18 protein-coding genes are annotated in these 21,927 nt (G+C 44.0%); 4 read left to right on the plus strand and 14 right to left on the minus strand.

Translation table 11 applies throughout. From position 1 onward, the window contains the following. Window positions 1-224 precede the first annotated feature (224 nt). From H6F77_RS17935 to H6F77_RS17945, 3 genes are all read right to left on the minus strand, one after another. The gene (locus tag H6F77_RS17935; RefSeq protein WP_190489915.1) at window positions 225-941 is read right to left on the minus strand and encodes a DUF6658 family protein; all 717 of its coding nucleotides are present in this window, start codon (window positions 939-941) and stop codon (window positions 225-227) included. A 78-nt stretch (window positions 942-1,019) separates the two neighbouring features. Next, window positions 1,020-1,574, minus strand: a complete 555-nt coding sequence (locus tag H6F77_RS17940; RefSeq protein WP_190489916.1) for a DUF6658 family protein — start codon at window positions 1,572-1,574, stop codon at window positions 1,020-1,022. 253 nt (window positions 1,575-1,827) lie between these two features. Next, on the minus strand, window positions 1,828-2,136 hold the full coding sequence (locus H6F77_RS17945; protein ID WP_190489917.1) for a WGxxGxxG family protein: 309 nt from the start codon (window positions 2,134-2,136) through the stop codon (window positions 1,828-1,830). 558 nt (window positions 2,137-2,694) lie between these two features. Here H6F77_RS17945 and H6F77_RS17950 point away from each other — a divergent pair. Next, window positions 2,695-3,540: a lysylphosphatidylglycerol synthase domain-containing protein gene (locus H6F77_RS17950; protein ID WP_375335951.1), complete on the plus strand. Its 846-nt coding sequence runs from the start codon at window positions 2,695-2,697 to the stop codon at window positions 3,538-3,540. Between the two features lie 44 nt (window positions 3,541-3,584). Here H6F77_RS17950 and H6F77_RS17955 read toward each other — a convergent pair whose 3' ends face one another. The 10 genes from H6F77_RS17955 to H6F77_RS18000 form a co-directional block, all read right to left on the minus strand. Then, window positions 3,585-4,874 carry a Sll1247 family protein gene (locus H6F77_RS17955; protein WP_190489919.1) on the minus strand — a complete coding sequence of 430 codons (1,290 nt, stop codon included), beginning with the start codon at window positions 4,872-4,874 and terminating at the stop codon, window positions 3,585-3,587. 512 nt (window positions 4,875-5,386) lie between these two features. Continuing rightward, window positions 5,387-6,739 (minus strand): Sll1247 family protein, encoded by a 1,353-nt coding sequence (locus tag H6F77_RS17960; RefSeq protein ID WP_190489920.1) that lies wholly within the window; start codon window positions 6,737-6,739, stop codon window positions 5,387-5,389. Between the two features lie 177 nt (window positions 6,740-6,916). Continuing rightward, window positions 6,917-7,894, minus strand: a complete 978-nt coding sequence (locus H6F77_RS17965; protein WP_190489921.1) for a M48 family metallopeptidase — start codon at window positions 7,892-7,894, stop codon at window positions 6,917-6,919. A 1,031-nt stretch (window positions 7,895-8,925) separates the two neighbouring features. Further along, the gene (locus H6F77_RS17970) at window positions 8,926-9,834 is read right to left on the minus strand and encodes a LysR family transcriptional regulator (RefSeq protein WP_190489922.1); all 909 of its coding nucleotides are present in this window, start codon (window positions 9,832-9,834) and stop codon (window positions 8,926-8,928) included. Window positions 9,835-10,116: 282 nt separating this feature from the next. Further along, entirely contained in the window at window positions 10,117-10,887 is a 771-nt protein-coding gene (gene ccmO, locus H6F77_RS17975) for a beta-carboxysome assembly protein CcmO (protein ID WP_190489923.1), read from the minus strand. A gap of 113 nt (window positions 10,888-11,000) precedes the next feature. Beyond that, complete coding sequence (gene ccmN / locus H6F77_RS17980; RefSeq protein WP_190489924.1) at window positions 11,001-11,645, minus strand: beta-carboxysome scaffolding protein CcmN; 645 nt, start codon at window positions 11,643-11,645, stop codon at window positions 11,001-11,003. A gap of 116 nt (window positions 11,646-11,761) precedes the next feature. Then, window positions 11,762-13,399 (minus strand): beta-carboxysome scaffolding protein CcmM, encoded by a 1,638-nt coding sequence (gene ccmM / locus H6F77_RS17985; RefSeq protein WP_190489925.1) that lies wholly within the window; start codon window positions 13,397-13,399, stop codon window positions 11,762-11,764. A gap of 124 nt (window positions 13,400-13,523) precedes the next feature. After that, window positions 13,524-13,826, minus strand: coding sequence for a beta-carboxysome shell vertex protein CcmL (gene ccmL, locus H6F77_RS17990; RefSeq protein WP_190489926.1), 303 nt, complete (start codon window positions 13,824-13,826; stop codon window positions 13,524-13,526). 134 nt (window positions 13,827-13,960) lie between these two features. Continuing rightward, the gene (locus H6F77_RS17995; protein ID WP_190489927.1) at window positions 13,961-14,302 is read right to left on the minus strand and encodes a carbon dioxide-concentrating mechanism protein CcmK; all 342 of its coding nucleotides are present in this window, start codon (window positions 14,300-14,302) and stop codon (window positions 13,961-13,963) included. A gap of 81 nt (window positions 14,303-14,383) precedes the next feature. After that, the gene (locus H6F77_RS18000) at window positions 14,384-14,692 is read right to left on the minus strand and encodes a carbon dioxide-concentrating mechanism protein CcmK (RefSeq protein WP_190489928.1); all 309 of its coding nucleotides are present in this window, start codon (window positions 14,690-14,692) and stop codon (window positions 14,384-14,386) included. 708 nt (window positions 14,693-15,400) lie between these two features. Between H6F77_RS18000 and H6F77_RS18005 the strand changes: the two genes are divergently transcribed. The 3 genes from H6F77_RS18005 to cupB all read left to right on the plus strand — a co-directional run bounded on the left by H6F77_RS18005 (window position 15,401) and on the right by cupB (window position 20,087). Further along, a complete protein-coding gene (locus H6F77_RS18005) occupies window positions 15,401-17,269 on the plus strand; it encodes an NAD(P)H-quinone oxidoreductase subunit F (RefSeq protein ID WP_190489929.1) in 1,869 nt (622 codons plus the stop codon). A gap of 61 nt (window positions 17,270-17,330) precedes the next feature. Next, window positions 17,331-18,821: an NADH-quinone oxidoreductase subunit M gene (locus H6F77_RS18010; protein WP_190489930.1), complete on the plus strand. Its 1,491-nt coding sequence runs from the start codon at window positions 17,331-17,333 to the stop codon at window positions 18,819-18,821. 93 nt (window positions 18,822-18,914) lie between these two features. Then, complete coding sequence (cupB, locus tag H6F77_RS18015) at window positions 18,915-20,087, plus strand: CO2 hydration protein CupB (RefSeq protein ID WP_190489931.1); 1,173 nt, start codon at window positions 18,915-18,917, stop codon at window positions 20,085-20,087. A 73-nt stretch (window positions 20,088-20,160) separates the two neighbouring features. On the opposite strand, the gene H6F77_RS18020 is transcribed toward cupB, so the two are convergent. Then, a complete protein-coding gene (locus H6F77_RS18020) occupies window positions 20,161-21,633 on the minus strand; it encodes a cyclic nucleotide-binding domain-containing protein (RefSeq protein WP_190489932.1) in 1,473 nt (490 codons plus the stop codon). Window positions 21,634-21,927: the final 294 nt, after the last annotated feature.

Raw genomic sequence — 21,927 nt, forward strand, 5'->3', positions numbered from 1 at the left:
CGGACAGCAATGTCTTTCCGTTTTGTCGAGTGGCTGAACCACAATCGGGACGTATTCATCGCGAATATCGCAGCTTTGGGCTTTGTTTGGGCTTGAAATCTGTTTAAGTCCCGCTAACAGTTTGGGGGGAGGGTTTAGGGTGCCAAAATTAAAACCCAGCCAGGGGGCGAGCGCCACTTGGCTGGGAAGGCAAAATTATTGGGAAATATTAAACCCAATTGCTATTAATCAACGTCATCAACTGCCTTGTTCAAAGCCTGCTTTGCGCTGTTAGCAGCTTCATTGACCTTTTTTTGCAGATATCCACCAGCGCTTTCTCGTGCATTATCCGCTTTGTCAATTTGGTCTGAACCTGCGTTTTTAATATTTTCTTTGGCATCTGATGCGAAACTCTTAGTACTTCCCTTCGCATCTTCAGTTGCCTGCTTCGTACCCTTAGCAGCATCTTTGGCTACATCAGCCGTATTGTCCTTGAGGTTTTCAGTTCCCCGCTGGGTTCCCTTAACGAAATCGCGAACTGATTCCTGGGTTTTATCCTTGGTTTCGTCTGTGCTTCCCTTTAAATTCTTGCCAAAGTCAGCAGCATTCTCACCTTTTTTGTCCAGTATCCGCTTGGTGTTTGTTCCCAAATCATCGGTCTGGTCGATGACGTTGCGCTCGGTTTTGTCTACCAGAGCTTTAGCTTTGGTTTGAGCACCTGAGTTATCAAATCGGGGATCGAGATCGCTATAGTCGTTCATCCCGCCTTTATATTCAGAAGTCACAGCGCCAGAGGGAACTTCTTCCCGAATTTGGTCTGCTGTCTTCACCGGGTTTACTGGATTTGCCATCGTGCTACCACTATTACAAGCGGTGCTAATAAACAGTAAAATGCCTGCCGCAAAAGTGGTGACAATTCGACTGATTTGTATGTTTCTCAACCAAGCGATTAATTTGTTCATTGAAAACCTCCATTTTTTGTTATGTTTTGACAGCACAATTTTGAATTGTGGAGCGATCGCAATTTTTCAATCTAATGCTTACTTGTGCAAAGCTGGGTTGCTCTGCAATTCAGGTCGCTCTCCTGCTTCATCGGACTTATCTTTTATGAAAGATGTGGCATCTTTGAAGGCTTCTCCTACTTTCTCGTAGACGTTACCCTGTGGTATGGGTTGACGACGCGCCGGAATCTGCGTTGCTTCCTTTTCTAAGTAGTTTTCTCCACGCGGGCCTATATCAGGACTATCAGTTTGGGTGCCTTCGCTACCGGGGTACAATACATCTTTGGCATCGCTCTCAATATTAGCGGCGATCGCCTGGTTGTACATTAACTGTAGATCCGCGCGATCGCGATCGCTACCCGCTGAGTTCTTAGCCTTCGGATCGGTAGATGCTTTATAATTCGTGTAGCCGTCTCCACCACCCTTGTGAGGATTATTGTTACCTCCCATTTGCACTGGAGGGTTTTCGGGACGTGCGCCAAGGCTATCTCCACTATTACAAGCTGTGCTAGTGAAGAGCAACACGCCTGCTAAAAAAACTGTCAATATTTGCCCCAATCGCACTTTTTTAAACAAATCAGTCAATTTTTTCATGTTTTACCCCTAATTTCTTCGCCAACAGTTGTTAATGATACAAACACTACGGCGATCGCTCCCTCTAGCCGAGGTCACATTCTGGTAATAGGATTGCAAAAATTTTCTCTATCTGTAGAGAGATATACAGCAATAAGCTAGCTTTAGTCTCTTGCATCCTCGCAGCTTGATTGCCCCGAACCAAAGACAAAAAGGGCTTTATGCTATTCATAAAGCCCTTTTTTATCTGAAATTTCACTAACCAATTTAGCAATTAGTATCTGGTGGTAGTGCGACTTGCTTCGTCGGGTTCGCGGTAACGCACGGGTTCTTCACGCTTACGAGCCAAACCTGCCAAGCCAATCAAGCCCAGCAATCCTAACCATCCCCAATCAAAACCATCATCGCGGTTGTCAGTGGCACTGTAACTGCCTTGGCGAGATGTATTATCTACAGTAGTTGTATTATCAGAACCAGAACCAGTGTTGGTTTGGGCGCTTGCTGGTTGGGTCAAGGGCATCATAGCTAAACTCAAGCTAAGAACGCCAGCACCAACAACTTTAGACAAATCAGAATGTTTCATATTAAAATTTCTCCTTGCTATCTACATCCAGAGTAGATTCTTGGGAACACGTAAACTGTTTGAGAGGTTTGCTGCGAACGAGTTAAGCAACAGCGTTATTTATAAATATATTGATTAGCAACACAGAGCGAATCAATCTTTGGCTAGAAAGATACGCTCGTTTATCATCCTGTAGGCTCTAACTATAGATATAGACAAGGCTAAGGCCAATGAATATCAAAGTTTAGTTCGCAGAATTAGTTATCAAGAAATATGGTGGTGTATAGCTGATGGCGTGTGTCGGTTTTTAGCTATGTAGTATTGATAGATTGTTTGCGAACGCCTTGCAAACGTGTTAACTAGGTACAACCCTACTATCTAATCTGTATGAATCCCTATCAGGGATTGAAATAGTGTGTAAATGGTTGTGTATAGGGCTATTGATGGCGTCTATGGTCACGCGGCGTCTTTTGACATATCCTGGGTTGTAAACATGAAATTGCCGCGATTATGCCGAAGATATGGTCAACGCTGAAACCCTACTTGCGCTGGGTCATTCTCGGCGGGACCTTGTTTTTTTTGGCAAAGGCTCTTAAAGACCATGCGGCAGAAGTTTCCGCAATTAGGATTACTGGTGCGGGTTGGGCAAATATAGCGATCGCCCTATGCCTAACCTTGCTGGCTCACACTTGGGCGGGATGGGTGTGGAACTTGATTTTGCAATCTTTGCAGCAACCCGTTCAGCCGGGATGGGTGCTGCAAGTTTACCTGAAAACCAACCTTGCCAAATACCTACCAGGGAATGTCTGGCACTATTATGGACGCATCTTGGCAGTTACATCGCATGGTGGCGATTTAGGTGCTGCAACTCTCAGCGTATTACTCGAACCCCTCTTAATGGCTGCTGCTGCTTTGTTGATTGCTTTGCTTGGCACTCAGCAAGAGCAATGGGGTTTGCAAGTTATCAGTTTAGCTGTAGTTTGCCTTGCTGTTCATCCCCGAATTTTGAATCCAGCGATTCAATTCTTGAGCCGCATGAAGGGAAAATCAAAGGAGCCAAAAACAGGCTCCTCATTCCACCTAAAGAGCTATCCGCTTTTGCCTTTGTTAGGAGAATTGGGCTTTTTGGTACTTCGCGGTGCAGGGTTTTTGTTTGTTTTGCTGGCAGTAACGCCGATTAATCCCAACCAGATACCAACTTTATTCAGTGCGTTTAGTATGGCATGGTTGTTGGGTTTAGTCGTACCGGGCGCACCGGGGGGTATTGGGGTTTTTGAAGCAACGGCTACAGCACTTTTAAATCAACATTTTTCTCCTGGTCTTATCCTCAGCGCGGTCGCTCTTTTTCGCGTTGTAAGTATTCTTGCAGAGGTGGTGGCGGCTGGAATGGCGACGGCAAGCGATCGCTTGCTCAAAAAACCTTAACGCTGTTCGCAAGCAATAGATTATATTTCCCTATTAACTCCCTGCTATTTCAGTTGAGCAAAAACTCGGTAAGCATCCAAAGATCCTTTAGAGCGCTCGTCCATTTCTGCACCTGGCATTTTAATCAAATTGTACTTAACGTTATCCGCATAAATCGCAAATGTGATATTGAAAATTTCAAAAAACTTGAGCGCCCACTGGCATTCTTCTTCTGGATAGTTACTATAGTATTGGATTAATTCTGCAATGCAATTTTCCATATGAGTGCGCGATCTTTTACAAACTAGAATAATCTTGACTAGCACCACTACTAAGCTGAGGGGGTTTCCACCCTTCATAAATAAAGTAAATATTTCAGATGGTTCGTTGCGATTTTCAGTTGTAAAATATGATATTGCGCGATTACAAGTTTTTACCAACAGCGCATCATCGACAAGTTCTTCATCTCGCCCAGCCTCTAATTTCTCTAGTTTTTCATAGATTCTTTCACTTAAACTTTCTACAAGCTCTTTATTGTAAATTCCAAAAACCAAATACTTTTGCAAGCTTAGCTTAAATTTATTATAAGTAAATTGCTCTGTTTGTTTAAGGAAAATTGCCGCTAAGTTTGTATAACCTACGGAACCGCGCTTGGCTACAATCATCTTTATCAGACGCAGCACATCATCGCCCAAAGCAGTGGGATTTTTGGGCATTTTGTCTTTAGATTGAGCCGACTGGCAACGAGCGGTGTACATTGCTAAGTCAAATTTGAAGCGGTCTTTTAGGTGGTGCGACAGAACGCTAGCAGCCTCTCGTTGTTCTACCGGGTTGCTGAGGTCGATATATTGAGGAACTAAGAGATAAGACGTATAGCGATGGCTCCAATGAGCTTTATCGCGATCTTCATATTTTAAAGTAAATAACTTTATGTCTTCATAGTCTTTACTAATAACAAAATTACTTATCCAAGTATTAAGGCGTCTTAAAGCTGGCGAAAAACCTTTTTTGCTACTATTGAATTTGTTCAAGATTTCAACTAATTCTTCTGTATAGCCATAATGTCTGTATGTATCCCAGTTATTAATAAGAATGTAGCAAGAACGCTTCAGCGTGTTTTTAAAAGCTAACTCATCATTAGCTGAAATAATTTTACCCAGAGCTTGAAGAGGCTCTAAACTAACGGTGTCCGCACAATCAACAAACAAACGCTTAAATTCCAGCAAGCCAGTTTCGGGATGGCGTTCCTTAACAATATTAAGCAAAAAGCTGTAGATAACTTCCTGCGCTTGCTGAATATCTTTAATCTGCAACCGCTCATCATTGTGATGACCCTGTGATATAACGTCAATCATGTCAGTATTTAAGACTATTGAGGTTTTGGTTTAGGTGGAAATAACACAAACTAGAGGACGCCCAAGTTTAATATGCTTGTGAATCGATTGCGTTTGAGTTTTTCGATTTTATATTGGCTTTAAAAAATCCGAATGCTATAACGGGTGTAACATATTTGGGATATATACTGCGAACCCTGCAAGGATTCTCTCCGTCTCAGCTTTAACGTGTGTAAATAGGGTGACTTATTTTTGAAGAGTTGTAAAGTAAGTATACATAAAAGGGGAAACAGGCAGCAGGCATCAACATAAATATCGTACCTGCATTTCTTTGAGTGTAGTTAGCTGTTAACGCAAGATGCGAATAGCTTCTCCTATGCCAGAGCTACGCGATCGCGGTTTGGTGGAAGCAATGCAACTTAATCATTTAGTATACCCCAGATACGAAATAATATAAACCCTGCACTTGAAGGGATGCGCTACCCAATAAGCCTACCAGCATTTACCAGCTAGTAAATTTGGATGAGATAACTTCAGGGGAGCTGTTGTTCTTCGGTTGTAACTTCTAGATCTGTTTTTATCTTTTGTTGAGAAAAAACACGATAAGTTTCTATTTCTCCATTCGCCGTAGCATCAGATGTTTTTTCTTTTATTCTAATTAAATTGTACTGAACGTTATCAGCATAAATTGCAAAAGTAATACTGAAAATATCAAAAAAACTAATTATCCATTGGCATTCTTCTTCTGGAAATTGTAAATAATACTGTATTAAAAACGCAATGCATTTTTCTAAATGAGTACGAGAATTTTTACAAATTAATACTATTTTTAGCAACACAATAACTAAAGTTAGGGGATTGCCTTGCGACATTAATAAAATGAATAACTGGGAGGGTTGACGCTGATTTTCTGTGGTTAGATATTCTATTACTTTGTTAGAAGTTCTTAACAGTAGGGCATCATCCAAAGATTCTTCGTGATAATCTTCATATAAAGTTTCTAATTTTTCAGCTAGTTGGGTTTTTAGAATATGAACAAAGTTTTTATTTTCAAACGAGAATAATAAATATTTTTGAAGACTTAGTTTAAAGTCTTGATACAACATTTTCTCAGTTTGTTTAACAAAAATATTTGCTAAATTTAAATAGCTAAAGGGGCCGCGTTTTGCCACAATGGTTTTAATGAGACGTAGTACCTCATCCCCCAAACCAGTTGGGTTTTTGGGCATTTTTTCTTTAGTTAGGCCGCTCTGCGATCGCGCTGTATACATTGCCAGTTCAAACTTGAACCGATCTTTTAGCTGTTGCGAAAGCGCTCTAGCTGCCTCCCGCTGTTCTACGGGGTTATTTAAGTCTACATATTGAGGAACTAATAGATAAGAAGTATACCGTTGACTCCAATGAGGTTTGTCCTGCTCTTCGTATTTAGAAGCAAACAACTTAAGTTGTTGATAATACTCGCTTTCTACGAAGCTAGACAGCCAAAGTCTCAACCTACTTAGAGTCGGAGACAGGGTTTTTTTATTAATTCTTAATGATGCAAATATTTGAACTAAATCGCTAATATATGTATAGTGTCTCCCTGCATCCCAGTTATTAATAAGAATGTAGCACGACCGCTTGAGGGTACTGATAAACTCTTCTTCATTATTGGCAAATATCAAGTCAGACATTGCCAACAATGCATCTGAATTAACTGTATCCGCTTCATAATAAATAAATAACCGCTGAAACTCCAGCAATACAGTTTCAGGAGACCAGTTTTTTACGCTGTCTATTAAAAAGCGGTAGATAATTTCCTGAGACTGCTGAATCGTGCGTTTACTCTTATTTAAATTAACGATAGTCTCAGTATTAGGAGCATTTGGTAGAACATCCCCGATCATGCCAGTACTTAGGACAATTGAGTCCTTGCCTAAAGTGTGAAAACGAAAGTAGATGGCACCGAATTGTCATGCTGCTGTCGGTTTATAGCAGTTGACTTTGCATATCCTAGATTTGTGAAAAAAAGGAGCCGCAATTTATTTTCAAGCCGCTCCTCCAAGTCAGGACTTTTTTGCTTACTAGGAATCTTTTGACTGAGATCTAATGCGGTCAATTTCCCGTTGCAACTCCTCAAGTTGACGGCGCAATGCTTCTACTTCATTATTTGTTGGTGTTTCTGATGATACATTAACTGCTCCCTCAGCTGACGCTCGCTGGTAATTACCCTGGCGAATTTGGCGATATTCTTCTGAAGTTGCCCATTCTCGGATATAGCGCAGGCGTTCGACTGGAAAGGGATGGCTGAGAAACACTCCTTGAGCTACGTTATTATAAAGTAAAAACTTATACACTTGGTTCAATCCGTCCTGATCGAGTTCTTGGTAATTATCAGATTGCCGAATGAACTCCTCTAGGCTGCTTTCGTTAACATGCTGAACGCTGCCGCCAGCAAGTTTCATCATGCAATGCATTACTGGATTCAAATCATCCATTACCAATAAAGCAGCTCGATCTGCTGATAATTCTGCTTTGCGGCTCCACTCATAAAAGGCCAAAATTAAACCAGTGCTGACCAGTCTGCTGATGCCAAATGTTGCATTACCTATTAAATTGATTGCTTGCAGCGCCCAAATTGCCATCTGAGTTAAAGTAGTATGACCGCATTTAAGATGTCCTAATTCATGCGCTACTACTGCGCGGAGTTCAGCTTCAGTTAACAAGTCTAGAAGACCGGAGTTCAAGACAATAAAGGGTCTTTCTTGTCCGAGGGCAAAGGCGTTAGCTAAGGGAGTTTGAGATATGAATAGAGTTGGCTCTGGGTAAATGTCTAAAGTCCGCACGCATTCCCTAAATAACCCATAAATTGAGCCATACTGACGCGGCCCAACTTGAATGCTATTGCCCAGCTGATAAATAAAATTTGGGCGCTCAGAGACAAATTCCACAAACTTGCCAGCAATAATATCAAATCCGGGCACGCTGCGTAAGGCTTGCTCGGCTTGGCGGTCGAGGGGATGTCTAAAGGCTTCGCTTGAAATTCCTGTATAAGTAGGCATAGTGAAGAATCATTAACGAAGTTCTACTGAAACTATTAAAGCTTAAATATTTACGAAAGGGTAGTTGATCTTTATCACACTTAAGTGCGATCGCGTAGGTAGATTTATCTAAATAATAATGTATTCTTACAAGTTCGGAGGTGGGCTTATCTAACCCCGGTTTGCTACAGAAGCATTGTAAAGACTGACATTTTAGTGAGGTAAGCCTTCTAGGATAGCAGATATTCCCCGACGAGCGCTTAATCTTAAATTCTATTTTTCTGCTAGCACCTCTCTCAAGCTTTCTTTTTCTGTTAGTACTAAGTTCAAAGCCTTAGAATCTTTCAAATTTATGCCTTGGGGTTAAACTTATAAGATGCGTCATTTTTCACTCCTAGAGTGAAGACAATTTAAACCCTGAGCTTGTTCCACAAAACAAAATGTCTGGTTTGGCTCGTTTTTGTGAGGTGCAAGACAGATGGAGGGGTCAGCGAATTTTACTAATTAATTTAGTGCTGGGCGTCAGGGCAAAGATATAGTTTACTTTCTAGATAAACGGTATTTGTTTGCGAGTATATCTTGCAGCATCCATCACACTACCATAACCTTTAGATTACGGTCTGCCAAGGATGTATAGTTTGTTATTTAGTAATTATTAGTATTGAGTACCAATTAGTATTTACAATAATTACAAATTAAGTGAACGCTCAATCGAATTGGATATAAAGTATTACACGATAGGCATAGTAAAAGTGCAGGCGTAAATAAAGTTGGTTTAAAAAATGGGAGGCGACGAATAGCAGAAATTAGGAGCGATCGCCTTCTTCATACCCGCTCTTTTTTACTACTAGCGCACTAATTAATTCTGGTAATATAATAACGCTTCTTATGCCCGTCTAACCTAACCCCTTGTCTGCTAATGAACATTCACCATTACAAATTTAGCCAGCGGGGGTCGCTAGACTTTTAGAAACAGTTCCGATCAGTTTAGGAGTTATCCTAGCGATCGCACGGCCATCTAGCTTATAGTCGTTAATGGCTCAAAGGGTTCCTTAACTGTCTATGCGAGCAACCTGCTGTGCTTCATCCAACAAATACTCAAAAAAAGTACGGGCTACAACAGAGAGCTGTTTGCCTGCGGGATAAACTATATACCAATAACGCCGAATTGGAAAACTTTCCACATCTAAAATGGTGAGTTGACTGCTGTTTTCCAGTCCCACAGTATGGCGAGATAGAACAGATATTCCTAAACCACCTGCGATCGCTTGCTTAATTGCCTCATTACTCCCTAAATCCAGCCTGACTTTCACTGAAATGCCATGTTCATCGAACAGTTTTTGTACCGAAGATCGCGTACCCGAACCTGGTTCGCGCATGATAAAAGGCTCCTGGGCAAGGCGTTTTAAGGGAATATTTTTCTCTAAGGCCAGTGGATGATCGTGAGGTGCCAACACCACCAAGGGGTTTTCCAGAAACGGGTGGCAAGTGACATCCATATGCTCAGGTAGTTGGCTGAGAATATACAAATCGTCCAAATTATCGCTCAGGCGTGCCTGTATCCGTTCGTGGTTCGTCACTTGTAAGGAAATATCAATCCCAGGGTAACGAAGGCAAAACGGGCCTAACAAACGAGGGACAAAATACTTTGCCGTTGTAATAACTGCTAGCCGCAAGCGTCCTTGCTTCAGTCCTTTGAGATCGGCTATGGTCATCTCGAACTGAGATAACCTGTCGAAAACTTCCCGGCAAGTCGTCAACAGTTCCCTACCCGCATCTGTCAGATACAATCGCTTGCCCACCTGCTCGAACAGGGGCAAGCCGACTGTCTTAGTTAGCTGCTTCACCTGCATGGAGACGGTGGGTTGGGTGAGAAACAGTTCCTCAGCCGCACGGGTAAAGCTGCCTACGCGGGCAACGGCTTCAAAAACCTTTAGCTGGTGCAGGGTTGCGTGCTTCAACCGCCCTTATTCCTTTAAATCATAGATATTAATCTATCATTACCATCAAAAAGTCTGTCTTTTATCTATTAAATTCAAGGTTATTATCAAATTACTGAACAAAGTGACAGTCTTCCTTCCTTAGCGGCGTTGCACAATTAAGTAGTGGTAGTTCGGGGAAGTTATCATCCATAGTTATCCTGTGTTATCGTTACACAGGTCAATTCCCCAGGATACCCGCTCTTAGCGTGCAACGCTTTCCATGTTTACGCCCCAATAGAGGCGACTGTCCCAATACCAAACTTATAATTCTTCTTTCATAGGTAAAGGTAATTTTGCTAAATCAGGCAGTTCTATAAGTTCTTTTTCCACTTCCTTGACGTTCACGGGCAACATTAAGGGTTTGGGTTTTTCTTCTATCCAGCAACTGGCGACGGGCAGGCTTTGCTCCAAATCATCAAGAGGTCTAGGAATTACCATTAAGGCGTGGAATTCGCCAATTCGCTCGGCTTCGCGCATACCTGCATCTACAGCAACTGCGACATCTGCAACTTTGCCTCGGATAATGGCGGTACACAAACCATCTCCAATCTTTTCATAGGAGGCGAGCTGGACGTTAGCGGCTTTGAGCATGGCGTCGCAGGCTCCAACCAAAGCCGGAAATCCGCGTGTTTCTAATAAACCAACGGCTTGATTGCTCAGGCGGCTGTAGCGTTCTTCCTCAAGGGCATGGGATAAGCGAGAGCCGATGGGAAGTATGGCTTCCAAATTTGGCATCGGTCGCGCAATGATGAGGGAAGAAATCAGACAGCCAAATTGTTCGGCTGTTTCGACACCCGATTGCACTGCTAAACGGACATCGGAAATGCCGCCGCGCACAATGGCGGTGCAGTGACCGCTGCCAATTTTTTCAAACCCCATGAGAGTCACTCCGGCTGACTTGAGCATCATGTCAGCTGTACCAACAATCGCGGGAAAACTGCTCGCAGAGACTAAGCCGAGGGCAGTGTCCTTAAACTTGTCCGCTTGCTTTGAGGGCTGATAGGGGACAATCCCTTGCTTGTGTGACTCCATTTTGGATCTCCGTGAAAACATACCGGGGGCTAATTTTATTATCACCAGCAGCGCAGGAGATTGTTAGTTGCTCATGGCTCATTGCTTATTTGCCTTGGCTATGAACTATTGCTCTATTCTTGAGTGGGGCGCTTGTAAGTTTCATTATGGGGAAACAGCGTCCCTAACAGTCGGCTCAGGTTAGCTTGTCCATAGACTGTAACAGCTGCTGAGGGCGACGGTTCAGGCTTTGGTGGTTCGGTCGGCGAGGCATTATTAGCGCTGTTGTCTGCTGAGTCGGTGACAGCAGAATCCACTTTGTCGGGAAGCAACTCTTGATTAGTTGCTTCCCGAACAGCCTGCTGCTCACTTTGACTTTGGTCTTCTTCCTGGGCTGGCATCTTTTGAGTACCGCGCCTTTCAAGTTGCCGCGACGTGTCGCCGAGTAGGGAACCAGGACAGACTACTTGTTCTGGCACTAGATCGCTGTTCAGAATGGTACTGGCTGAACCTACGCAGGCATTTGCGCCAATTTTGCCCTTACCAATAAACAGTACACCTGCTCCTAGAGTAGCGCCTGTTTCAACTTCCAGAGTACCTTCCTTTGCATGAAGAATTGACCCCATGCCAATGCAGACACCAGCGGAGATGATAATTCGACTGTCAGGATCGGCTCGGAGGATTACCCCAGGCGCGATCGCTGCATCGTCATGGATCGTCACGTCGCCACTCATATACAAGTTAGAGTTGCCGATGGGTCGTAGTGGCAGCAAAGGCATGGAGTGGCTGGGGGCTAGGAAAGTAAAAAGCGCTAAGTATCTAAAGCGCAGCGAAGGATCTAAAGTAAAAAGTAAAAAGTCTTTCTTTTACCTTTTGCCTTTTTACTTTTGCTTTTTTAAGGCTTTTGGATGATTGTTTCCAAAACCCGGCGCTTTGCTTTGGGGTCAATGCCAATCAAGCGCACGTAGTCGCCACTATGTTCTGCCATGCACGCTTCCAGAGCGCTAACAACTTCCGATTCGCGCTTTGCTTGAATGGGAGCGCAGCTATTCCACGAACTGGTGCGGAAGCGGCGCTTATCTGCGTGTTCCGTGCCGATTTGGTATCCCTGAGCCAGTAGCGATCGCACTTGAGTGATTGCTTCAGCACTCAGGCTTCCGCTTCCACCCTGAACGCTGCCGCTTGAGCCATTACTTCCCCCTACACTACCAGCATTATTGGGCGAACTTTGGAGAACAGTCTGACCGTCAGGACGTTGGATGATTTGCTCCAGTACGCGCCGCTTGGCTTTCGGGTCAATACCTATCAAACGCACGTACTCACCTGGATGTTCGTTCAAGCAAGCTTGCAGACCCCTCATCACTTCAGATTCGTTTGTTCCTGAGAGAGGAGTGCAAGTTTGCCAGGAACTGGTGCGGAATCGTCGCTGATCGGCGTGTTCCATACCAATTCGATAGCCTTGAGACAGCAGATTTCTTACTTTTTCTGCAACGTCCCCGTTAGCCTTATTTGCAGCATTTCCGCCTGCGGGCTGGCTATTGCCTGTATATTTAGGGGCAGTAGTTGATGTTGCGCTATTTGTGCCCTTGTCATTAGGACGTTGAATAATTTGTTCGAGTACGCGGCGCTTGGCTTTGGGGTCGGTGCCAATCACTCGCACATACTCCCCTTGATGTTCCTCTAATGCTGCTTCCAAAGCCGCAATTACTTCGCTTTCCCGCGTTGACTGAATTAAGCCAACACTCCTCCAAGAACTCGTGCGGAAGCGACGCTCATCTGCATACTCGGCACTAACACGATTACCTTGTGTCAAAAGACCGCGCACTTGTTCCAAAACATCCTGACTCAGTTTTTTACTCAATACAGACATAATATTGTTACCCTTATTGCTCGAACCGTTTGTTTTATCTGACTCATTCCGAAGGGGTTCAATACAGGCGATATCTCCTGCACAGTGATACCCCGATCTCAAAGCATCATTAATGCCAACTACATGACCAGCAAATTTTATATCTTCTGCTAGCACATCTGGTAGTCTGTCAGCCTGCTGCTGGTTAGTAATCACAGACCCCGACGCAATATACTTACCGGGGGGAATCTCCACATCCTGGATCAGCGCGTGCATCATCACGATGCAGCCGTTACCCACCCTAGCGTTAAACACGGTCGAGCGAAAACCTATAAAGCTATCATCTCCCACATACGCTGGCCCATGAATTAAAGCCAAGTGGGCAATAGAAGCATTCTTGCCAATCCAGACCGAGTATTCCTCGTTATCATCCCCAACTACTCGGCCAGCTTCCAGACCGTGAATCACCACGCCATCTTGAACGTTGCTGCCTTCGCCAATGTAGAATGGACTCCCTTCGTCAGCCCGGATTGACGTTCCTGGGGCAACCAACACGTTAGGCCCAATCCGGACATCTCCAATAATATTGGAAAACGAATGCACGTATGCCGTTTGATCGATGCTCGGTTCGGTTAAACTTTTCGACCACGGGGTCGGGGGAGCCGCCAAACTACGGACTACCATAAATGAAATCCTCTTAACTGAACAAAGTGATTAGCCCTTTGTCCGTCCATTGTCCTTGTCTTTTGCCACTAATACATTACTAATGACTTTTGACTTTTGACTTTTGACTTAGGACAAATTACAGCTAACGATACTGATCTTTTTTGCTGTACGCGACGCAATTGTCAACAGTTACAGTGTCAATAATCGCTACCACCATCGCATCAATAGGACGCTTTTCACTGCCTTCTAGCTGACGAGCGGCGCTGCCACGGCTGACGAGAACCCACTCATCCAGACCTGCACCTACTTGATCGCCAGCTACTTCGTATTCCGGCAGGAGGCTACATTCCGCGTCGGCAAATTGCAACAAAAGTAGCTTAACTCCTCTGAGACTTGCTTCTTTGTGCGTGCTGACAACCATGCCGCGAACTTTGGCAATTTGCATCTTATGCGAATGGGTAATGGGTAGTTGGTGATTGGTGATGGGCGATTGGCGATCTAAAGTTTAGTCTCACGTTTGTCGCCCAGCCCCACCCAGTTCGTAGAGACGTTGGAGGCAACGTCTGTACCCAGTCTTTTTTATTGTCTACCTAGAGGGCGAATGCCGCTAACGCCCTCGCGGAACTGTTCGACTGCTTCGGTATAACGAATGGGCAGCACGTACTCCAAGTTCTCGTGGGGACGAGCGATGATGTGAGTTGACAATACTTGGCCGCCATTCACGCGCTTAACGGATTCTACGCCAGCTCCTACTGAAGCTTGCACCTCGGATACATCTCCCCGCACGATTACCGTTACGCGACCACTACCGATTTTTTCATACCCTACTAGGGTGACGCGGGCTGCTTTCACCATCGCATCAGCTGCTTCCACAACTGCTGGAAAACCCAAAGTTTCAATCATTCCAACTGCAATAGCCATTCTTTCTTCCTTCCCTTATAAAATTCTTGGACTTCAGATTTCGCTCTTGAAACTCTCGCCTATCGACCACTGACTCTGGTCTTAGGTGCGGAACTGTTCGACCGCTTCGGTGTAACGAATTGGCAGGACATACTCTAGGTTTTCGTGAGGACGCGCAATTATGTGCGTAGACAGTACTTCACCGCCGTTTACTCTCCGCGCAGCATCAACCCCAGCAGATACAGAGGCTTGTACCTCTGATACATTTCCTCTGACAATGACCGTTACCCTGGCGCTGCCGATTTTTTCGTAGCCTACTAGCGTGACGCGAGCAGCTTTCACCATAGCATCGGCTGCTTCCACAACTGCCGGAAACCCCTTGGTTTCAATCATTCCAACTGCAATTGGCATAGACAATCTCCCTTCTTGTGAATGAAATTAAGCGTGCAAATCTATATCACTGGTTCAACTTGCACGGAAATACCCATTTTACAGCTAGATAATGCTTTCATAGCATGACAAAATTAAGCATAGGAAAGCTTTGCTTCTTTGACAATATAAATTACTATGATTATTTTATATGAGAATGGTTAAAAAAACTTAACTTTGTTTGCAAAAGATAATTTACTAAGTGTCAGAACGATGAATTTCGAGGAAGGGTTATTCTGTTTTATAATTTCTTTATTAGTTTAGGATAAACTGGGTACTCATTTGCTGTAATCCCGTAAGCTCGGGCATTACAACAAAATTCTGCTTTTATCTAGCTAGGAGAGGCTATAAAAACTGAAAGAGGAGGCGATCGCGCATATCGCTACGCTTTAAACAAGTAGATATAGATATATTTATCATAAGTTATTCAAATCTGATATATTAATTTTGGTTCTATGAGTAGAGATACTGAGGACGGATTTTAAGTTGTATGAGGAGATATTACATGACCAATCCGTAAGTTTTGTAGTTGCCAAATGTTAAAGTTCAGTAATCAAAGCGTTAAGCTAAGAAAAAACAAATTAAAAAACAATTAATCTACAAGTGAGTAACAACTCCCCCTATGTGGTGAAAACCCTTATGGGTTAGTTCTTGATGGGCAATTTAATTGAAATGGCGAGGGCAGTTTAGATGACTCAGTTTCTCACCCAGACTAGCTGGTGTGTGCCTTTGTATGGCTTAATAGGCGCAATTTTGACACTACCGTGGTCTACCGGAATCGTCCGTCGCACAGGGCCAAGACCAGCAGCCTACTTTAACGTGTTGATGACGGTTTTGGCGTTCTTACACGGCACAGTTATCTTCAGATCTACCTTGCATCAGGAGCCTCAAGAGATAATAATCCACTGGCTAAAAGCAGCAGATTTAGATTTATCGTTTGCTCTAGACATCTCCAGCGTGAGTGTGGGGTCAATGGAGTTGGTAACGGGGCTAAGTCTGTTGGCGCAACTTTTCGCCTTGGGATATATGGAGAAAGACTGGGCTATAGCCCGCTTCTTTGCCATGATGGGATTTTTTGAAGCGGCAATGAGCGGTCTGGCTATCAGTAACTCATTATTTCTGACTTATGCCCTGCTAGAGATACTCACCCTTTCCACCTATTTGTTGGTCGGATTTTGGTATGCCCAACCTTTGGTGGTGACAGCGGCGAGAGACGCCTTTTTAACCAAGCGGGTGGGAGACGTGCTGCTGCTGATGGGTGTAGTCGCGCTGGCGACATTATCGGGCAGCTTAAACTTTCCAGACTTGTATGAATGGGCTGAGACTGCTCATTTGTCTCCGACGGCTGCAACGTTGTTGGGTTTGGCTTTGATTGCTGGCCCCACAGGTAAATGCGCTCAATTCCCCCTGCATCTTTGGCTAGATGAGGCTATGGAAGGGCCGAATCCGGCTTCGATATTGCGAAACTCGGTAGTGGTGGCTGGCGGTGCATATGTTTTGATTAAACTTCAGCCAATTTTAGTGCTTTCGCCCGTTGCTTCGACTGCATTAATAGTAATTGGAACGATGACAGCGGTTGGGGCTTCGTTGGTGGCGCTCGCCCAAATAGATATTAAGCGATCGCTTTCTCATTCCACCAGCGCATACTTGGGTTTGGTGTTTATCGCCGTAGGTATGCAATGGACGGGTTTCGCACTGCTGGTGCTGTTTACCCACGCGATCGCCAAAGCACTGTTATTTATGAGTATAGGCGCGGTCATTCTCACAACCAACAACCAAAACCTCACAGAGATGGGCGGTTTGTGGTCGCGGATGCCAGCAACTACCACCTCCTTTGTTGTAGGCGCGGCAGGATTAGTGGGACTGCTTCCTCTGGGGGGATTTTGGGCACTTCGTCAAGGCGTCAGCATCTTTTTGTATGAAAATCCCTGGCTGGTAGCAGTATTGCTATTGGTTAACTGCTTAAACGCTTTAAGTTTAACCCGCATCTTTCGTCTCGTATTTTTGGGTCAACCTCAGCCCAAGACTCGCCGCGCCCCAGAAGTTCCCTGGCCTATGGCCGTGCCGATGGTGAGTTTGACCATACTAACTCTGTTAGTACCCTTCATGCTACAGAGCGTGTCAGTTCTGCCTGACTGGGATTACATCAATCCACTAGCGGTAGCGCTGTTAATTTCATCGGGATTGCTCGGCACTCTTATGGGAGCAGCCATTTATCTTAATAGAAACTGGTCAAGACCTCTGCAAATTTCTTTAAGATTCTTGCAAGACTTGTTGGCTTACGACTTTTACGTTGAAAAGCTTTACCGCGTCACCGTCGTTTTTGCAGTTGACGTAATTTCCAAACTTAGCAATTGGATTGACCGCTACGTGGTGGATGGGTTTGTTAACTTAGTTGGATTTGCGACAATTTTCAGCGGTCAGGGCTTGAAGTACAGCGCATCAGGTCAATTGCAGTCTTATGTACTGACTATCCTGCTGGGAGTAAGCGTTTTAGGGTTGCTAATGCTCTGGCCATTGTTACAGGTTTTGAGTTGGGAATTCAAAATTTTGAATTGATAAATACAACTCAAAAACCATCCTTTTTTAACCTTGAAGCTAAAAACTCAAAACTATATCTATGCTCAGCGTTTTGATTTGGGTGCCGATATTAGGTGCCGCTATAGTGGGGTTTTCTCCCGGAAACATAACGCCCAAGGGTGCGCGTAATCTAACCTTGGCGATCGCGATCGCGCTGTTTATCTGGTGTGTACTTCTAGGCATCCAGTTCCAAACAGGCGATAGTAAACTGCAATTTTCTGAGTTCATTCCCTGGATTGACACTTTAGGCTTGACCTATCACCTTGGCGTTGACGGTCTATCTTTGCCTTTAATTGTTGTAAATGGTCTTTTGACTTGCATAGCTGTCTACAGCACAGATGAAACTATCCACCGACCCAGGTTTTATTACTCTTTACTGTTACTGCTGAATGCTGGAGTTGCAGGTGCTTTCCTCGCGCAGGATTTGCTGCTGTTTTTCCTATTTTATGAGTTGGAACTGATTCCCCTATATCTGTTGATTGCTATTTGGGGTGGCTCTAAGCGCGGATATGCAGCAACAAAGTTTCTCATATATACGGCTGTTTCTGGAATTTTAATTGTCGCATCTTTCTTTGGTCTAGTTTTGCTTAGTGGCGCTGGCTCCTTTGCTTACGAACCTTTGCGCGGTCACACCATACCGCTAGCAACGCAATTTGTGCTGCTGGGAGCGCTTTTGGTGGGATTTGGTATTAAAATTCCCCTATTTCCGTTTCATACTTGGTTGCCAGATGCTCACGTTGAGGCTTCGACACCAATTTCAGTGTTGTTGGCAGGCGTGTTGTTGAAGTTGGGGACTTATGGACTGTTGCGGTTTGGTTTGGGGTTGTTTCCAGAAGCGTGGGCGGTACTAAGTCCTTGGCTGGCTACTTGGGCTGTTGCGAGCGTACTTTACGGTGCATCGTGCGCGATCGCTCAAAAAGATATGAAAAAAATGGTGGCCTATAGTTCGATTGCACACATGGGCTATATTCTTTTAGCCGCCGCCGCAGCAACGCCTCTTAGCTTGCTCGGAGCTGTATGCCAAATGATCAGCCATGGGTTAATCTCCGCAATGCTGTTTTTGCTAGTAGGCGTTGTTTACAAAAAAGCTGGCACAAGAGATTTAGATGCCCTTCAAGGTCTGCTCAACCCGGAACGGGGTATGCCTGTGGTTGGTAGCTTGATGATATTGGGGGTAATGGCTAGCGCTGGCATTCCCGGTATGGTGGGTTTTATTTCCGAATTTATGGTTTTTCGAGGCAGTTTTGCAGTTTTTCCAATTCAAACTCTGCTAAGCATGGTGGGTACGGGATTAACGGCAGTTTACTTCTTGCTGATGGTTAATCGTGCGTTTTTTGGACGCCTTTCCAAACAAGTTGAAAACTTGCCAAAAGTGGAGTGGAGCGATCGCTGGCCCGCTATGATATTAGCCATCCTCATCGTTATTCTGGGAGTGCAGCCCAGTTGGATGGTGCGCTGGAGCGAGACTTCAATGACGGCTATGATTACAAATCAACCCGCGATCGCTCAAGTCTCTTCTGCCAATAAGTAATCAATCACCAAACCCCGTTTTCTCTTTTGAAACGGGGTTTTATAAACTCGGTTATATCACTACAAGATTCAAAAAATATAAGGAGTATCTGCAATGTTAACCAGCACATTCAAATCTTCCAAACACCCATTAGCCATGTTTATTGACAGGCTGAAAGCTGGGGGTGCGCTGCTACCTGATTCGCCAGAAAATGTAGTAGAAGTTGTAGGGATTCTGAAAAGTTACGGCGTGGTTCTGGATGCTTACTACAATAATCTTCTTTATATTGCTGAACATCAATTTTTAGTGCTTTTTCCCTTCTTTAAGTATTTCAATGGCGAAATAACAATAGAGAAATTGTTGCGCCACTGGTGGCATGACAGAATTAATTTCGAGTATGCCGAATACTGCATGAAAACGATGATGTGGCACGGCGGTGGCGGGTTGGATGCTTATTTAGATTCTGAGGAATTTAAAGAGCGATCGCAGGCGGCCATACAAGCAAAAATTAAACATAATTGGCCTATGAGAGGGCTAAGCAGCCTGTTTCCAGATTTTTTGCAAGAACAGGTGCGGCAGCAGTGTTATTACAGTGCCCTGGGCCAATTCTGGGGCGTAATGGCTCCTATGTTCCTCACATTATCTGACCGCTACGATCGAGGGGAAATTAAGTCTATCTCCGATGTAGTAGATCATATCCGCATAGGTTTAGTAGAAGCAGCAACTAAGCCGATTACTTATGCTGTGAACATTGGGGGTACTGTGTATGAAATAATTCCTGAATCGGCAGGTTTAACGTTCTTGGCGGATACAGCAATACCTTATGTAGAGGCAGTTTTCTTCCGGGGAACGCCATTTCCTGGTACGGTTTCGTTCAACGCGCAGGCAGATCAAGTTCCCAGAGACCAAAGTAGATTTGAATATGGGGCGTTGTATGCCGATCCTTTGCCGATTGGAGGTGCTGGAATTCCACCGACTCAACTCATGCAGGATATGCGCCATTTTCTACCAGATTATCTGCACGATATATATCGCCGTACCTTCCGGGAAGAAGATGATTTACGGGTGCAGATTTGCCAGAGTTTTCAAAAATCCATGTACTGCGTTACTACTGCTGCGATACAAGGGTTGGCACCGTATCCTTTAAACACTACAGATCCGCAGCAAGCAAAAGCCGTTCGCATTTATTTGGAAAAATGGATGGATCGCTTTTTACAATCGCAATTGCTGGTAGTTCAAGGTGATTATATGGTTTTACCTCTTACTTGCGAAGTGCAAAAGGTATAGCTTAGCAGATTGTAATTAGAGAAAGAGCGATCGCACTTTCTTGAATGAGGAGAGGCGGTGCGATCGCTCTTTTTCAGATGCCAAACAAAGTTTGAATTCGGTTGCGTATCCATACTAAAGGAGTCTGTTCTAAAGCTGCTTCTGTTAGCAATCCCAAATCTCGCAAAACTTGTTGGCGTTCCGATAATTTTTGGGCAATATGATCTGCTAACTCCTGATGGTCAACCAAAACTTTTTGCAAATCATTGCGATCTACCACAAAAAGAATCGTATCTGACAGCGTGCGAACAGTAGCCGAACGCGGAGCGCCCATCAGCAAAGACATTTCTCCAAAAAACTCTCCTTCATGGAGAGTAGCAATATATTTTTCCAGCCTTTGCGAAAAGACTTCTACCGAGCCTGAGAGAATAATATAAAATGATTCGCCAGGGTCATTTTCTTGACAGACAACTTGCTTTGCGGGAAATAATTGTCGATATCCATATTCAATTAATTGCCGAAGTTCCAAATCGCTACATTGTTCAAAATATGTCACCCGCCGCAATAAATCTCTTAACGTCCAATTGTTAGGCGATTTGGGTGTTGGCTTTTGTTGCTCTAATGGTTTGACTTCCGACTCGTGAACCTTGGCGTTATTAATATCTGTAGCGCCGCTTTTATTAAATAAAGCAGCTAATGCTTCTGCATTGCGGATGTGTAAATCGCGATGGGGGAAAGGAATTTCGATTCCTCGGTGACGGAATTCATGGTCAATCCGAAAATTCAAAGCACTTTTAATCGGTTCGCTTTCATGAGGTTGATCTATCCACGCCAGTAATTCAAAATTTAAAGAACTATCCCCGAACCCCTTAAACCAAACCTTCGGAGAGGGATTTGATAGAACATTCGGTTCCATTCTCGCAGCTGATGAAAGTGCTTCTGTAACTAAAATTGGGTCAGTTCCATAAGCAACACCAACAGGAATATGAATGCAACACTTTGGGTCGCGATAGCTCCAATTAACAATATTGTTTTCGACAAAACGAATATTAGGAACAATTACACAAACGCCATCAATAGTACGAACAATTGTAGACCTAATGGAAATATTTTCAACAGTTCCTAAGAGATTATCTACTTCAATAAAATCGCCAACTTTAATAGGTTGTTCAACAAGTAGAGTCAGACCGCTGATAAAATTGCTGGCAAGATTCTGTAGACCGAAACCAAATCCAATCCCCAAGACGCCAGCGAATACTGCTATAGAACTGAGATTGATACCTGCTTGTTGCAGAAGAATCAAAAGCCCTATAGCTGTTAATAAATAGCTAATAACCGACGCGATCGCTTCTCGGCTGCCCCGATCCACTTTTAGCCGTACTAGCAACCCTCGCTTAATCCACTCACTGATACTGCGGGCTGCTAAAAAGACTAATAAAGCTAAAACACCCAGGGCGATAAGCGAACTGATCGAGTACTGTTTATTCCCAATATCAAAAAAAGGAGTTGTTAACAGTCTCGATAAGGCTGCAAAAACTTGCTGAGTCTGGGTGAAAATCCAATCCATGAGTTAATAAGGTAAGTGTCTTGCGTTTGTGCGCTAATTATCAAAAGCTTGACACATCATACCTATTTTGGATTTTAGATTTTGTATTCTGGATTAGGGAAAGACTTGTAAAAACCATAAGAGGGTGGGATTTGCAATATTTTGCAAGTTCTCCTGAAGGCGAGATACCCGACTTCTTTAACCCACATTCCGCACCCACAACTGTCACAATCGGAAATTACGGAGATAAAAAGGCTATTTTTGTATAAAAAGAGACATTTTCCTTCACAAAAGAGATTCCAGCCGCGATGAACG

The sequence above is a fragment of the Microcoleus sp. FACHB-831 genome, from assembly GCF_014695585.1.
Lineage (GTDB): Bacteria > Cyanobacteriota > Cyanobacteriia > Cyanobacteriales > FACHB-T130 > FACHB-831.

Excerpts from the sequence above, each read along its gene's own strand:
- ccmM (WP_190489925.1), bottom strand. The coding sequence starts at position 13,399 with ATGGTAGTCCGTAGTTTGGCGGCTCCCCCGACCCCGTGGTCGAAAAGT.
- H6F77_RS17965 (WP_190489921.1), bottom strand. The coding sequence starts at position 7,894 with ATGCCTACTTATACAGGAATTTCAAGCGAAGCCTTTAGACATCCCCTC.
- H6F77_RS17935 (WP_190489915.1), bottom strand. The coding sequence starts at position 941 with ATGAACAAATTAATCGCTTGGTTGAGAAACATACAAATCAGTCGAATT.
- H6F77_RS18000 (WP_190489928.1), bottom strand. The coding sequence starts at position 14,692 with ATGCCAATTGCAGTTGGAATGATTGAAACCAAGGGGTTTCCGGCAGTT.
- ccmO (WP_190489923.1), bottom strand. The coding sequence starts at position 10,887 with ATGGAGTCACACAAGCAAGGGATTGTCCCCTATCAGCCCTCAAAGCAA.
- cupB (WP_190489931.1), top strand. The coding sequence starts at position 18,915 with ATGTTAACCAGCACATTCAAATCTTCCAAACACCCATTAGCCATGTTT.
- ccmN (WP_190489924.1), bottom strand. The coding sequence starts at position 11,645 with ATGCCTTTGCTGCCACTACGACCCATCGGCAACTCTAACTTGTATATG.
- H6F77_RS17995 (WP_190489927.1), bottom strand. The coding sequence starts at position 14,302 with ATGGCTATTGCAGTTGGAATGATTGAAACTTTGGGTTTTCCAGCAGTT.
- H6F77_RS17955 (WP_190489919.1), bottom strand. The coding sequence starts at position 4,874 with ATGATTGACGTTATATCACAGGGTCATCACAATGATGAGCGGTTGCAG.
- H6F77_RS17960 (WP_190489920.1), bottom strand. The coding sequence starts at position 6,739 with ATGATCGGGGATGTTCTACCAAATGCTCCTAATACTGAGACTATCGTT.
- H6F77_RS17940 (WP_190489916.1), bottom strand. The coding sequence starts at position 1,574 with ATGAAAAAATTGACTGATTTGTTTAAAAAAGTGCGATTGGGGCAAATA.
- ccmL (WP_190489926.1), bottom strand. The coding sequence starts at position 13,826 with ATGCAAATTGCCAAAGTTCGCGGCATGGTTGTCAGCACGCACAAAGAA.
- H6F77_RS18020 (WP_190489932.1), bottom strand. The coding sequence starts at position 21,633 with ATGGATTGGATTTTCACCCAGACTCAGCAAGTTTTTGCAGCCTTATCG.
- H6F77_RS18005 (WP_190489929.1), top strand. The coding sequence starts at position 15,401 with ATGACTCAGTTTCTCACCCAGACTAGCTGGTGTGTGCCTTTGTATGGC.
- H6F77_RS18010 (WP_190489930.1), top strand. The coding sequence starts at position 17,331 with ATGCTCAGCGTTTTGATTTGGGTGCCGATATTAGGTGCCGCTATAGTG.
- H6F77_RS17945 (WP_190489917.1), bottom strand. The coding sequence starts at position 2,136 with ATGAAACATTCTGATTTGTCTAAAGTTGTTGGTGCTGGCGTTCTTAGC.